At 73.4% G+C, this 15,112-nt stretch carries 6 protein-coding genes; 4 read left to right on the forward strand and 2 right to left on the reverse strand.

The annotated features are described in order from the left end of the window. Nucleotides 1-10: 10 nt before the first annotated feature. Both AC0VYN_RS10935 and AC0VYN_RS10940 read right to left on the reverse strand, forming a co-directional pair. Nucleotides 11-1,828, reverse strand: coding sequence for a non-ribosomal peptide synthetase (locus AC0VYN_RS10935; RefSeq protein ID WP_475535815.1), 1,818 nt, complete (start codon nucleotides 1,826-1,828; stop codon nucleotides 11-13). After that, nucleotides 1,825-3,015 carry a cytochrome P450 family protein gene (locus AC0VYN_RS10940; RefSeq protein ID WP_475535816.1) on the reverse strand — a complete coding sequence of 397 codons (1,191 nt, stop codon included), beginning with the start codon at nucleotides 3,013-3,015 and terminating at the stop codon, nucleotides 1,825-1,827. Before AC0VYN_RS10940 ends, AC0VYN_RS10935 begins: the two co-directional genes overlap by 4 nt. Nucleotides 3,016-3,356: 341 nt before the next feature. Here AC0VYN_RS10940 and AC0VYN_RS10945 point away from each other — a divergent pair, with 341 nt between their 5' ends. The 4 genes from AC0VYN_RS10945 (at nucleotide 3,357) to AC0VYN_RS10960 (ending at nucleotide 15,107) form a co-directional block, all read left to right on the forward strand. After that, a complete protein-coding gene (locus tag AC0VYN_RS10945) occupies nucleotides 3,357-3,695 on the forward strand; it encodes a hypothetical protein (protein ID WP_475535817.1) in 339 nt (112 codons plus the stop codon). Nucleotides 3,696-3,750: 55 nt separating this feature from the next. Next, a complete protein-coding gene (locus AC0VYN_RS10950) occupies nucleotides 3,751-5,211 on the forward strand; it encodes a condensation domain-containing protein (RefSeq protein ID WP_475535818.1) in 1,461 nt (486 codons plus the stop codon). Between the two features lie 127 nt (nucleotides 5,212-5,338). Beyond that, entirely contained in the window at nucleotides 5,339-5,521 is a 183-nt protein-coding gene (locus AC0VYN_RS10955) for an MbtH family protein (protein WP_475535819.1), read from the forward strand. A 40-nt stretch (nucleotides 5,522-5,561) separates the two neighbouring features. Then, nucleotides 5,562-15,107: an amino acid adenylation domain-containing protein gene (locus AC0VYN_RS10960; RefSeq protein WP_475535820.1), complete on the forward strand. Its 9,546-nt coding sequence runs from the start codon at nucleotides 5,562-5,564 to the stop codon at nucleotides 15,105-15,107. Nucleotides 15,108-15,112: the final 5 nt, after the last annotated feature.

Below are 15,112 nucleotides of genomic sequence, written 5' to 3' on the forward strand. Positions count from 1 at the left end.
CGCGATGCGGTCAGGCATCGACTTCCGAACGACTGGTCTCGGTCACCGGGCGGCCTGCGCCGGCCGCGCGCACCTCGTCCGCCAGCGCCCGTACGGTCTGGGAGCGGAACAGCACGCGCAGCGGCAACGTGACACCCAGCTCGCGGTTGACCCGGAGCACGACCTGGGGGATCAGCAGGGAGTGGCCGCCCAGGTCGAAGAAGTTGTCCCGGATCCCGAAGTCCGCGCGCCCCAGGACCTCCTGCCACACCGCGACGATCCGGCGGTCCGTCTCGTCCCGGGGCGGGGCCGGTCCGTCGGCCTCGAAGCGGGGCTCCGGCAGGGCCTTGCGGTCGACCTTTCCGGTCGAGGTGGACGGCAGCCGGTCCAGGACGAGACAGGCATGGGGCACCATGTGGTCCGGCAGCCGGGTGCGCAGGAAGTCCAGCAGTGCGTCCGCGTCGGGGGCGGGCTCGCCGGCCGGCGGTGACACGTAGGCCGCCAGCCGCACCCCGGCGTCCGTCGCGCGGGCCGTGACGGCGGCCCGCGCGACGGACGGGTGGTCGCGCAGGGCGCCCTCGATCTCGCCCGGTTCGACGCGGTAGCCGTGGATCTTGATCTGGAAGTCGGCGCGGCCCAGGAACTCCAGGGTCCCGTCCGGGCGCCACCGCCCCCGGTCCCCCGTCCGGTACATCCGCCCGCCCGGCCGGTCCATGAACGGGTCGGGCAGGAAGGAGGCGGCCGTCGCCCCGGGCCTGCCGAGGTAGCCGCGCGCGAGCTGCCCGCCGCCGACGTACAGGTCGCCGGGGACGTTGACGGGGACCCTCCGCAGCCGCTCGTCGAGCACGTGGATCTTCCCCCCGGAGACCGGGGAGCCGATGGACGGCGTGGTCGGCCAGCGGTCCTGCGGTGCGGTCAGGCGCAGCGCCGTCACCACGTTGACCTCGGTGGACCCCCACTGGTTGTCGAGGACCACGCCGTCGCCCAGAGCCGTGCACATGGCGCGCAGGTGGTCGCTCACCGTCAGCCGGTCGCCGGTCGTGACGACTTCCCTGACGCTCGCGACGTCCCGGGGACGGCGCCGGGCGTGCCCGGCGAGTTCCTCGAGGACGGCGCCGGGCAGCAGCACCGTGCCGACGGCATGGCGCCGGATGAGTTCGGCCAGGGCGGAAACGTCGAAGCGGTCGGACTCCTCGGCCATCACCGCGCAGCCGCCGGCCCACCAGGTGGAGAGGAACTCGTAGCTGCACACGTCCGAGGTGATCGGGAAGTACTGGAGCACGGGCCCGTCGAGCCGGTAACGGCGCTCAGTCCAGCGCATCAGCCGGGCCGTCGGGCCGTGGTCCATCACCACCGCCTTGGGCCGTCCGGTGGAACCGGAGGTGTGGACGACGTACAGGGCGTTGGCGGGGCCGGCGGCGAGAGGCGGATCCGCGGCGGAGGCACCCGACAGCTGCTTGACGGTCAGTGCGGGCACGGGCCGGCCCGTCGGGGCGTCCGGCTCCACCACGACGCACGCCGCTCCGGCGTCCTCGGCGAGGAAGGCCAGGCGGTCCGGGGGCTGCTGGGGGTCCAGGGTCACGTACGCGGCACCGGACTTGGCGATGCCGAGCAGTGCCAGGGGCAGGTCCGCGGTGCGGCCCAGACACAGGCCGACGCGGGACTCGACGCCGATGCCCCGGGCCCGCAGGCCCTCGGCGACGCCGTTGGCCCGCGCGTTGAGCTCCCCGTACGTCAGCCGCTCGCCACCGCAGATCACGGCGAGGGCGTCGGGGTGCCGGCGCGCGCGCTCCTCGAACCGCTCGACGACGGTCGGTTCGGCGCGGTGGTGGCCGGCGGCGGCCGTCACGCGCGTGCTCCCTGCCGTGCGTCCCCGACCGGGGTGAACGTCACCGGGATCGCGGCCGGGCCGCGCAGCATCGGGCCGAAGCTCCACACGACGTCCTCCACCGGCACGGTCAGCCGCACGTCACCGAGCGCCTCGAAGAGCAGCCGGAGGGCGATCTCCGCCTCGGCACGTCCCAGGTGCGCTCCCAGACAGAAGTGGGTGCCGTGCCCGAAGGCCAGGTGGCCGCCCCGGGGCCGTTCCATGTCGAAGACGTCCGGGTCGTCGAAGCGGGCCGGATCGCGGTTGGCGGCGGCGAAGGACATCAGGACCGTGCCGCCCCTGGGCACGGGCACGTCCCCGATGACGAGGTCCTCGAGGGCGTAGCGGTTGGTGGACACCTGGATGACCGAGTCGTGGCGCAGCAGTTCCTCGACCACGTCGGCCCAGCGTGCGGGATCCGCCATGGCCTTCGCCCGCTGTGCGGGGTGCTGGAGCATCCGGACGATGCCGGCCGACACCAGCGGAACGGTCGTGGTGTGCCCGGCTCCCAGCACGGCGGTGACCATGCCGCGCAGTTCGGACTCGTCACGCAGCCCTCCGTCGTCGAGGGCGCGCAGGAGCGCGGTGGTCACATCGTCACCGGGGTGGACGCGCTTGTACTCCAGGATGCGGGTGACGTACGCGTCGATGAACTCGGCGGCTTCGGGATCCGGCTCCCGGGCCGCGGCGGCCCACCAGAACCGGTCCATGAACAGGACGGGGTCGACGCGCTGTTCCGGGGGGACGCCGAGGATCTCGTGGATCACGGCCACGGGCACGACCAGACCGTACTCGGCCATGAGATCGGCCCGTCCGTGCCCGGCCAGGCCGGCGATCGCCTCCCGGCAGATCCGATCGATCGTGGGGCGCAGCGCGTCGACGGCGGTGAGGCTGAAGGCGGGGTTGACCACCCGGCGCATCCGGCCGTGGTCCGGCGGGTCGGAGTCCAGGACGCTGCGTTCGGCAGGTGCCGAGGGATCGGCGCCCGCGGCGTTGCGCGGGTCGGAGCTGAGCCGGGAGTCGAGCAGTCCGGCGCGCACGAGCTCGTAGGAGGTGACGAAGCAGGTGGACTCCTCGGCCGTGTCGCCGCCCATCGGGCAGGCCGGCGCGTTCGCCCGCAGCCATCGGTAGTTGGGATACGGATCCGGGTCAGCGGGATAGCCCTTCATCGGAACGCCCTCCTCGTCGGTTCGGGCTCTCTGCGCATCCCGCGCTCCGCCGAATTCATCGGGGGCTGCGGGGTGCCGAAACGTCGCACCTGTCCAGCGGATCGAAGTACGTCAGAGGCGTGGTGACGTGGGGTGCTGGGATTCCTGACCCTGCACGTCAACTGTTTATTGATCACCGACCCCGAGAGTGTGGATCAGTGCCTGAAGGGTTGTCAAGGTATTACCGGAGCGCGCTTACCCGACGCTTAACCGGGATGGCGGGAACAAGTCATGATCCCGACCGCAGGTGCCGGCGGGGACGGTGATCCATCTTCCGGCGAAGCGCTCTGAGCTGCGAAATCGTGCACGACAAGCATCGGGGGATGGCGGAACTTTCTAGACAACATGCGGACACGCTGTTGACGCTGCTGCTGCAAACTGACCAGACTTCCGAGGTCGTCAGAACCCCATACTCGACCGAGCCGATCGATGGCAGTCGACGGCAGGAAGCCGGCCGCATCGGCCGCTCGGCGATTTCCGTACAAGGCGGCCCGACGCCATTCCGCCCCGAAACTGAGAAGCGCGAGTCTTCAGTCAAGTTCACGGCAGGCGAGTGCTATTCCCATTCTTCGCCCTGCGGTCTTGGCGTGCCATTTTCGAGAGGTCCGGAATCATCTTTCTGGGAGTTTCCACCTTGCTGAGAAAGCGCTGCCCGAACGGCCTGTCCCGTGACGCGTCGCGCGCCGGGGAGAGGACATGAAGGACAACCGAGAGGAGCTTCTGCGCCGCCGCCTGGCCGGGCGGGCGGGCAGTGCCGGCTCCATGGCGACGGCCCGGCGAGCACAGCGCCCCGCACTCTCCTTCGGGCAGCGCAGGATCTGGTTCATCGACCGGCTCCAGCCCGGCAGTGCGGCCTACACCGTCCCGCTGGCCCACCGGCTGCGGGGTGAGCTGGCCCGCCGGTCACTGGAGAAGGCGCTCACCGCGGTGGTACGGCGTCACGAGGCACTGCGCACCCGTTTCCCGGCCGCGGAGGGGGAGCCGTACCAGCTCGTCGAGGAAAAGGATCCCGTCCTGCGGTTCGAGGACCTGAGCGAATTGGGCGATCCCGAGACGCGGGCCCGGGAAATGGTCGCCGCCGAGGTGGACAGCGCCTTCGACCTCGCCGCCGGTCCGCTGCTGCGGGCCCGGCTGCTGCGCCTGGCGCCTGCCGACCACGTCCTGCTGGTCACCGTCCACCACATCGTCTTCGACGGGTGGTCGCTGAGCGTTTTCACCGGCGAGTTGTCCGCGTGCTACTCGGCACTGCGCGCCGGCCTGACCCCGGACCTTCCGGAACTGCCCGTGCAGTACGCGGACTTCGCCGCCTGGCAGCACGCACACCTCACCCCCGAACGGCTACGGGGCCATCTGGAGCATTGGCGCACGGAGCTCGACGGAGCACCGACCGTGCTGGAACTGCCCGGTGACCGCCCTCGGCCCGGGGCGCCGTCCCACCACGCCGGCGCGGTGCCCCTCGTGGTGCCCGCCGGGATCGCGGAACGACTGCGGGAGGTGGCCCGCGCTCGGTCGGCCAGCCTGTTCGTGGTGATGCTGGCCGCCTACCAGGCGGTGCTGAGCCGTCACACCTCGATGACCGACCTGCTGGTCGGCGTGCCCGTGGCCGGGCGCGACCGCCGGGAGTCGGAGAACCTGATCGGGTTCTTCGCCCACACGCTGCCGCTGCGGGCCCGCCTCGACGACGACCCCGCGTTCTCCGACCTGGTCGCCCGGGTCCGCGAAACGGTCCTGGAGGCGATGTCCCACCAGGAACTGCCCTTCGAGCAGCTGGTCGAGCACCTGGTGCCGGCCCGGGAACTCGGCCGCAATCCGCTGGTCCAGGTGCTGTTCAACCTGCTGACGCCGGAGACGGGGGTAGCGTCCGACGCCCTGCGGCTCGCGGGGCTGGACGTCACCGAGTTCGCCGGAGAGGCGGTCAGCACCCGGTTCGACCTGGAGTTCCACGTCTACGACCAGGGCGCCCAGCTCACGGCCAGGATCATCTACCCGACCGACCTGTTCGACCGCACCACGATGGTCTGGTTCGCCGAACACCTGCTGAACTTCGTCACCGCGGTGGCGGCGGACCCATCGGTCCGCATCTTCGACGTTCCCCTCGTCACGGACGACGAACTGGAACTGATGGCGCGGTGGAACGCCCGGAGCGACCTCGTGTGAGGCCCGGGCCGGTCGCCGCTCCCACCCCGTACGACCACGCGTACGACGCCCGATACGAACCTCTCCTGACGGATTTCTGACCACCCCCGGAGCGCCCCCCCTTCCGGACGAACACATCGGAGGACAGATGGATCAGCGTGTCGTGGTGAACCACGAGGAGCAGTACTCGATCTGGCCCGTGGACCAGGAACTGCCGGCCGGCTGGACCGACGTCGGCTTCTCCGGCTCCAGGGACGAATGTCTCGCCCACATCGGCGAGGTGTGGACCGACATCACTCCGCTCAGCGTGCGCCGGTCCCTCGGCCGCTGACCCGCTGTCCCCCCGCAGTGCACACGAACCTGGAGGCCGCATGACCGCCGAACGCCCCCGGCTCTCCCCGGAGCAGGCCGCGCTGCTCGCCCGGCGCCTGCGGGGTGGGCAACGCACCCAGGGCGCCGGACCGGAACTCGCCCCCAGGCCGCCGGGGACCCCCACCGAGCTGTCCCTCGCCCAGATGCGGCTGTGGTTCCTGGACCAGCTCCAGCCCGGCGCCATCGCCTACGTCATGCCCGACACCACCTACCGGCTGCGCGGCCCGCTCGACACCGACGCGCTGGAGGAGGCGCTGCACGCCGTGACCGTCCGGCACGCGGTGCTGCGCAGCCGCTTCGAGACCGTCGACGGGCAGCCCCGCGTGCTGTTCGACGAGCCCGGGCGGATCGGGCTCGACGTGCTGGACGTCTCCGGCGCGCCGGATCCCCACGCCGCGGTGCGGGCCTTCGTCCGTGACGCCGCCCGCACTCCGTTCGACCTCGACACCGGCCCGCTGCTGCGCCCCACGCTGCTGCGGCTCGGACCCGACGACCACGTGCTCCAGGTGACCGTGCACCACAGCGTCTTCGACGGGCTGTCCATCGGGGTGTTCGAGGCCGACCTGAGCACGGCCTACCGTTCGGCCCTGTCGGGCGCCGCCCCGCGATGGCCCGAACTGAGCGTGGACTACGCGGACTTCGCGGCATGGCAGCGCGAGGCGCTGTCGAAGGAGGCGACCGCGGACCACCTCGCCTACTGGCGGGAGCGGCTGGCGGGCGCCCCTCCGGCGCTGGAACTGCCCACCGACCGCCCGAGGCCCCCGGTGCCGTCCCACCGCGGCCGGACCGTGTCCTTCACCGTGCCGGCCCCCGTCGCCGACGCACTGCGCCGAATCTCCCGGCGCGGGCGTGCCACCCTGTTCATGACCACGCTCGCGGCCTACCAGGTGCTCCTCGGCCGGTACGCCCGCACCGACGACATCGTGATCGGCTGCCCGACCAGCGGGCGGGACCGGCCGGAGCTGGAGGCCCTGGTCGGCTTCTTCGTCAACTCCCTCCCGCTGCGCACCACCGTGGACCCGGCACGGCCCTTCGCCGAGTTGCTGGACGAGGTGCGGGACACCGTCCTGGACGCGTTCGCCCACCAGGAGCTGCCGTTCGACCGGATCGTCGAGGAGATCGCCCCGCCGCGCGAGACCGGCCGCAACCCCATCACCCAGATCTGGTTCGACCTGTTCACCCCCGGTTGCCGGCTCGCACTCGGCGAGGCCGTCGCCGAGAAGTTCCCGGCGCAGTGGTACTCCACCCGTTTCGATCTCGAACTGCACATGGTCGAGCACGACGACGGCAGCCTCGGCGGGCACCTGGTGTACGCGGTCGACCTGTTCGACCGCACCACCGCCGAGCGCATGGCCGAGCACTACGTCACGCTCCTGTCCGACGTCGCCGGCGACCCGCTGCGCCCGCTGGGCGAACTGACCATGTCCCCTCCGGCCGAGCTGGACCTGCTGCTGCGCGGCTGGCAGGACACCTCCGTGGACGTCGGCACCGGCACCACGGTCGTCGACGAGTTCGAGAAGCAGGTCGCCCGGACCCCCGACGCGACCGCGCTGGTGCGGGGGGACGAACACCTCACCTACTGGCAGCTCAACTCGAGGGCCAACCAGATCGCCTGGCACCTGCGGGAGGGGGGCGTCGGCCCGGAGACGGTGGTCGGCCTGCTGCTGCCCCGCGGCGTCGAACTGATCGCCGCCCTGCTCGGGGTGCTCAAGGCGGGCGGCGCGTACCTGCCGCTGGACCCCCAGCACCCGCAGGACCGCATCGCCTTCATGCTCGGCGACGCCGGGGCCCGGCAGGCCGTCGTCGCCCCCGGACTCGTGGACCGCCTCCCGCCGGACGTCACCGCCGTCGAGCCGCCCGCCCCGGACGGCCGTCCGCGCACCGACCCGCCGCGCGACACCACGGCCGACAACCTGATCTACGTCATCTACACCTCGGGGTCCACGGGCCGGCCGAAGGGCGTGGCCATGACGCATCGCCCCCTGCTGAACCTGCTGCACTGGCAGCTCGACCGGGCCCGGGTGGCCGGCCCGACGCTGCAGTTCTCGGCCATCAACTTCGACATCTCGTTCCAGGAGCTCTTCTCCACCTGGCTGGCCGGCGGTTCGGTCGTCCTCCTCGCCGAGGACGACCGGCGCGACCCCGACCGGCTCCTCGACACCATGCTGCACGGGGGCGTGCGCCGGCTGTTCTGCCCCCCGATGGTCCTGGAGCAGATCGCGCAGGCCGCGGGCGGGCGCGAGCAGCTGCCGCCCCTCACCGACGTGCACACGGCGGGCGAGCAGCTCCACCTCAGCGCCGAGATCACGGACCTGCTCGACCGGCTGCCGGACGTGCGGCTGGACAACCAGTACGGACCCACCGAGGCACACGTCATCACGGCGCACCTGCTGACGGGCGACCCGCTGGACTGGCCGGCGGACCCGCCCGTGGGCGACCCGATCGCCAACACCCGCGTCCACGTCCTCGACGAGCGCATGCGTCCCGTGCCGGTCGGCATCCCGGGCGAGGTGTACGTGGGCGGCGCCTGCCTGGCCCGCGGGTATCTCAACCGGCCCGGGCTCACCGCGGACCGGTTCCTACCGGACCCCTTCGCGACCGTCCCGGGCGAGCGCCTCTACCGCACCGGCGACCTGGCCCGCCGGCTGGAGGACGGCACGCTGCGGTTCCTCGGCCGGGCCGACGACCAGGTCAAGATCCGCGGTTACCGGATCGAGCCGGGGGAGATCGCCGCCCTGCTCGGCGAACACCCCGAGGTCGCCGAGGCCGCCGTGGTGCCGATCGAACTGGTACGCGGTGACCTGCGGCTGGCGGCCTACGTGGTGCCCGCGGCCGGGGCGCGGCCCGACGTGACGAGACTCCGCGCCCACCTGGAGGGGTCGCTCCCCGACTACATGGTGCCCAGCTATGTGGTGACGCTGCCGAAGCTGCCACTGACCGGCCCCGGCAAACTCGACCGCAAGGCCCTTCCGCTGCCGGACCGGGAGTCCGGCGTGGCGGAGAACTACGCCGCGCCCCGTGACGAACGGGAGGCCGCCATGGCCCGGATCTGGGCCGAGGCGACCGGCCTGGAGCGGATCGGGGTGCACGACGACTTCTTCGACCTGGGCGGTCACTCGCTGCTGGCCACCCGGGTCACGGCCCGGGTGAGCAAGGTGTTCGGGGTAGCCCTGCCGCTGCGCGCGATCTTCACCCATCGCACGGTCGCGCGGCTGACCGCCGCGCTCGGCGGCGCCGTGCCGTTCACCCGGAGCGCCCCGGTGCCGCGTCCGCCCGGCGAGGAGCCGCGACTCTCCTTCGCCCAGCAGCGGCTGTGGTTCCTGGACCGGCTGCAGCCGCACTCGATCGCGTACGTCATGCCGGACACCACGTACCGGATCCGGGGTCCCCTGGACGTCCCGGCGCTGGAGCGGGCGCTGCGGTCGGTGCTGGACCGGCACGCGGTGCTGCGCGCCCGCTTCGAGGACGCGGACGGCAAGCCCCGGATCGCCTACGCCGACAGCGCGGACATCGCCGTCGGGCGGCTGGACCTGAGCGACGCGGCCGATCCGCTGCGGGCCGCGCTGGAGTTCACCGAGCGCAGCGCGCACACGCCGTTCGACCTGGCCCGCGGCCCGCTCGTCCGCCCGGCCGTGCTGCGGCTGGGGGAGGGCGACCACGTCCTCCAGGTGACCGTGCACCACTCGGTCTTCGACGGTGTCTCCATCCACCTGTTCGAGGAGGAGCTGACTCGCGCGTACCGGGCGGCGACGACGGACGGCGCGCCGGCCCCGGCACCGCTCCAGGTGGATTACGCCGACTTCGCCGCCTGGCAGCGCCGGGCCCTGACGGACGAGGTGGCCGACGCGCACGCGGCGTACTGGCGGCGGAAACTGGACGGCGCTCCGCCCGCGCTGGAGCTGCCCACCGACTTCCCGCGTCCGTTGCAGCCGACGTACCGGGCGGGCACCATCCGGTTCGCCCTCCCGGAGGAGGTCGTCAGCCGGCTGAGGGAGATCGCCCGGGCCCGCGAGGCCACGCTGTTCATGGTCACGGCGGCGGCGTACCAACTGCTGCTCGGCCGCCACACCGGCAGCGACGACGTGGTGATCGGCTGCCCGGCCACCGGGCGGAACCGGCCCGAACTGGAGCCCCTGATCGGCCTCTTCGTCAACTCACTGCCCCTGCGCACCGACCTCACGGGCGCGCCGGCCTTCGGGGAACTGCTGGACCGGGTGCGCGAGACCACCCTGGACGCGTTCGCTCACCAGGACCTGCCGTTCGAGCGGCTGGTCGAGGAGGTGGCCCCGCCGCGCGACATCGGGCGCAACCCGATCGTGCAGGCGTGGTTCGACCTGTTCACCCCGGGGTGCCGGCTGCGCGTCGAGGGAGCCGCGACCGAACGGCTCGTCCCCGACTGGACCACGACCAGGTTCGACGTCGAACTGCGCCTCGCCGAGGAGGACGACGGCGGCCTGTCGGGCGAACTGGTCTACGCGAGCGACCTGTTCGAACGCTCGACCATGGAGGTGTTCGCGGAGCAGTACGCGGCCCTGGTCGCCTCGGTCGCCGAGGCCCCCGGTCTGCCGGTGAGCGAGCTCGCCGCGGTCGCTCCGGGCGAGCGCGAGCGGCTGCTGACCGACTTCAACGACAGTGCGCTGACCGGCGTCGATCCCCGGGCCACCGTGGTCGGCCGGTTCGCGGAACAGGCGCGCCGCACCCCGGACGCGCCGGCGTTGATCGCCCACGGCAGCCGGTGGACGTACCGCGAGATCGACGAGCGGGCCGAACGCATGGCCGCGGCGCTGCGCGGGCGCGGCATCGGCGTGGAGTCCCGGGTCGCGGTCTGTCTGCCGCGCACGGCGGACCTCCCCGTCACCCTCCTCGCGGTGGCCAGGGCGGGCGCGGCCTACGTCCCGCTCGACCCCGAGCACCCGGCACAGCGGCTGCGGCTGCTCGTGGCGGACTCCGGCGCCGCGCTGGTCGTCACCTCGCGCACATCCGGCACCGACTGGCCGGCGCCCGTCGTGACCGTGGCCGACCTCGACGTGCCGGCCGACACGGCCCACCCGCACACCACGGCCGAGGCGCACGCCGGGCCGCACGTCGCGGGACCGGCGAACGCGCTGTACGTCGTCCACACCTCGGGGTCGACCGGACGGCCCAAGGGCGTGGTGATGCACCACGGGCCGACGGCGCGCCTGATGCACTGGGCCGCGCGGCGGTACGCGTCCGCGCCCGTCGCCCTCCAGTACTTCCCGGTCACCTCGGACGTGTGCAGCTACGAGCTGTGGTCGACCTGGTGGACCGGGGGCACGGTGGTGCTCGCCGACGAGCGCGACCGGTTCGACGCCGCACGGCTGGCCGCGCTGATCGAGACCCACCGGATCACCACCGTCCTGGTGCCCGGCACGGTGCTGAACGAGCTGGCCGCGCACCACCCCGAGCGACTCGGGACCCTGACGGAGGTCGTCACCACCGGCGACCGGCTGGTCGTCACCGACGCGATCCGCGCCCTGGGCGTGCGCGTGGACAACCAGTGGGGCTCCACCGAGGTGAACGTGGTCACCGCGGGCCGGCTGAGCCCGCCGGCGGCGGACTGGCCCTCGCTGCCCGGCATCGGCGCCCCTGTCTCCGAGGCGCGGATCTACGTGCTGGACGACCGGATGCGTCCCGTGCCCACCCGGGTGCCCGGCCATCTGTACGTCGGTGGTCCGCCCCTGGCCCGGGGCTACCTCGGACGCCCCGGCCTGACCGCCGCGTCCTTCCTGCCCGACCCGTTCGCGACCGAGCCGGGCGCGCGCATGTACCGGACGGGCGACCGGGGCCGGTGGCGGCCCGACGGCACCCTGGAGTTCCTCGGCCGCGCCGACTTCCAGCTGAAGGTGCACGGCTACCGCGTGGAACCCGGGGAGATCGAGACCGCCCTGGAAGCCCATCCCCAGGTCGCCCGCGCCGCCGTCAGCGCCCCCTCCGACGGCACCGGCACCCGGCTCGTGGCCCACCTTCAGGCACCGGGCGTCGACGTCGGGGCGCTGCGGGACTGGCTGGGGGAGCGGCTGCCCGCGCACCTGACGCCGCAGGACTTCGTCGTGCTCGACGCGCTCCCGACCACGGCCACCGGCAAGATCGACCGGGGTGCGCTTCCCGCGCCGGAGCGGAGCCCGTCGGACACCGCGCCGCGCCACGACGTCGACGAGCGGATCGCCGGGATCTGGGGGGAGCTGCTCGGCCACCGGGACTTCGGGATCCACGACGACTTCTTCGCCCTGGGCGGCCACTCGCTGCTGTGCGTCGAGGTGCTCCATCGCGTCGGCCGTCTCTTCGACGTCGACCTGGCGCTGCGCGTGATGTTCACCCACCGCACGGTGGCCCGGCTCGCGGACGCCGTGGCGGCGGCCAGGGCGTCGCACCGCGCCGCGCCGGCCCCGGGGCGCTCCGGCGGGCCCCATGTGCCCTCGTTCGCCCAGCGGCGCCTGTGGTTCCTGGAGCGGCTCCAGCCGGGACTGCCGGCCTACCTGGTGCCCTTCGCCCACCGGCTGCGTGGGCCGCTCGACGTCGACGCGCTGCGCCGGGCCTTCTCCGGCGTCCTGGAACGGCACGAGGCGCTGCGCGGCCGGTTCCACGAGGACGACGGCGAACCGGTCGTGGTGCCCGGGCCGGCGGTGCCGCTCGACGTCGTCGACCTGGACGGCGCGGCCGATCCGGTGCGGGCGGCCGAGGAGCACGTGTCCCGCGACGCGGTCACGCCGTTCGACCTGGCCGGCGGCCCGCTGATCCGGGCGACGCTCCTGCGGCTGGCCCCGGACGACCACGTCCTGTCGGTGGTCGTGCACCACGCGGTGTTCGACGGCCTGTCCCGGCAGATCTTCGCCCGTGAGCTGGCGGCCGCCTACCAGGGGCACGAACTGCCCGGACTGCCCGTGCGGTACGCCGACGTCGCGGCCCGGCAGCACGAGGACCTCGCCGGCGACGCCTACGCCGAGCACGCCGCCCACTGGCGCAAGGCCCTGGCGGACGCGCCCCCGGCCCTGGAACTGCCCACCGCCCGGCCGCGCCCGCCCGTACCGTCCTACCGCGGCTCCGTGGTCGGGTTCACCGTGGAGCGCGAGACCGCGCGGGGCCTGCGCGAGCTGGCCCGGTCCCGCGCGGCCACGCCGTTCATGACGGCGCTCGCCGCCTTCCAGGTGGTGCTGGGCCGCTCCGCCGGTGTGGACGACGTCGTGGTCGGCTGCCCCGTGGCCGGCCGCCACCGACCGGGCACGGACCGGCTCATCGGCTTCTTCGTGAACCTGCTGCCGCTGCGTGCCGACCTGTCGGCCGACCCGGACTTCGGCGAACTGCTGGACCGGGTCCGCGAGGACACGCTGGAGGCGTTCGTCCACCAGGACCTGCCGTTCGAGCAGCTCGTGGAGGAACTGGCACCGCCCCGCGACCTCGGCCGCAACCCGATCGTCCAGGTGTGCTTCCAGCTGTTCGACGGGGACGCACCCGACGGGCTCGCCCTGCCGGGTCTGGCCGTCTCGTCGTTCGACGGCCCGGGCACGGTCACCCGGTTCGACCTCGAGATGCACCTGACCGCACGCGCGGACGGCACGCTGGCCGGAGAACTCGTCTACGCGACGTCCCTGTTCGACGAGGCCACGATGCGACGGCTGGCCGAGCACTACACGACCCTGCTGACCGCGGTCGTGCGTACGCCCGACGCGCGCGTCCGCTCCCTGCCCATGGTCGGTGCCGCCGAACGCGACCTGGTCGTGCGCACACGGAACCGGACCCGTTCCGGGGGCCCGGCGGACGCGGAGGCCCTGGGCGCGACGATCGCCGAGGCGTTCGAACGGCAGGCGGCACGCACCCCGGACGCGCCCGCCCTGGTGCACGGCGCCGAGCGGCTGACGTACGCACGGCTCGACGAGCGCGCCGGCCGGGTCGCCGGGCTGCTCGCGCCCCACGGCCCCGAAGAGGTCGTCGCGGTGCTGCTGCCCCGGGGCGTGGACCTGGTGGTGTCGCTGCTGGGAGTGCTGAAGGCCGGTGCGGCCTACCTTCCCGTGGACCCGGACCTGCCGGCGGAGCGCATCGGCTTCATGCTCGCGGACGCCGGCGCGGTGACGGTGCTGACCGTTCCCGGACTGGCGCACCTGGTGCATGGCACGCGGCCCACGACGCTGCTGCGGACGGACGGGCCGGCGGCGAACCCGGCGCGCCGCGCGGCCGGCGGGCTCCACGCGGCGTACGTCCTGTACACGTCCGGCTCGACCGGACGTCCCAAGGGCGTCGTGGTGACCCACACCTCGCTGCTCAACCTCGTCCGGTGGCACCTCGACACCTACGCCCTCGGGCCCGGCGACACGGTCAGCCAGACCGCCAGCCCGTCCTTCGACGCGGCGGGCTGGGAGATCTGGCCGGCCCTGCTGTCCGGAGCCTGTCTGGACGTCCCGGACGACGAGACCGTGGGCTCACCGGAATCCCTCGCCGGCCACTTCGCCCGGGCGGGGACGACGATCGCCTTCGCCCCCACACCGCTCGCGGAGGCCCTCCTGGACCTGCCGGCGGCGCGCGGCACCGCCCTGCGGGCGCTGCTGACCGGCGGCGACGTGCTGCGGCCCCGGCCGGACGCGGACGGCGGCCTCCCGGTGGTCAACCACTACGGACCCACCGAGAACACGGTGGTGGCGACGGCGACCGGGCCGCTCACCGCGCCCTGGGAGCTGCCGCCCATCGGATCGCCCATCGCCGGCGTCACCGCGTACGTGCTGGACGAGGCCCTGTGCCCGGTGGGCGTCGGCGTGCCCGGCGAGCTGTACCTGGGGGGTGCGGGTGTCGCCCGGGGCTACGCCGGCAACCCGGCCCTCACCGCGGAACGGTTCGTGCCGGACCGGTTCGGCGGGGAGCCGGGCGCCCGGTTGTACCGGACGGGCGACGTGGCGCTGTGGCTGGAGGACGGTGGCCTGCGGTTCCTCGGCCGGGCCGACGACCAGATCGCGATCCGCAGCTACCGCGTCGAACCCGGCGAGATCGAGGCCGCGCTGCTCGCCCATCCCCGGGTGGGCGGAGCGGCGGTGGCCGCCGCGCAGTCGCCGAACGGACGGCAACTCGTGGGATACGTCGTCCCGGCCGGCGAGGCGCCCGGCCCCGGCGAACTGCGCGCCCACCTCGCCGCCGTGCTGCCCCGTCACATGGTGCCGTCGGCCTTCGTGTTCCTCGCGGAACTCCCCCTGACGGTGAGCGACAAGGTCGACCGGCGGGCCCTGCCCGAGCCGGAGTGGACGGGCGGCGAGGCGGTCCGTCCGCGCACCGCGACCGAGGAGGCCGTCGCCGGCATCTGGGCCGAAGTGCTCGCCGTCCACGACGTCGGCGTCCACGACGACTTCTTCGACCGGGGCGGGCACTCGCTGCTGGCCACGAAGGTGATCACCCGGATCGACGAGGCGTTCGGCGTGCGGCTGCCGCTCCGGGCGCTGTTCGAGCACCGCACCGTCGCCGAGCTCTCCGACGTGGTCGAGGCGGCCGTGCGCGCCGAGATCGACGCCATGTCGGAGGAGGAGGTCGCCGAGGAACTGCGGTGAGCGTC

The organism is Streptomyces sp. 63XJN7_1_ISO-PGPR-S23-121 (assembly GCF_056173025.1).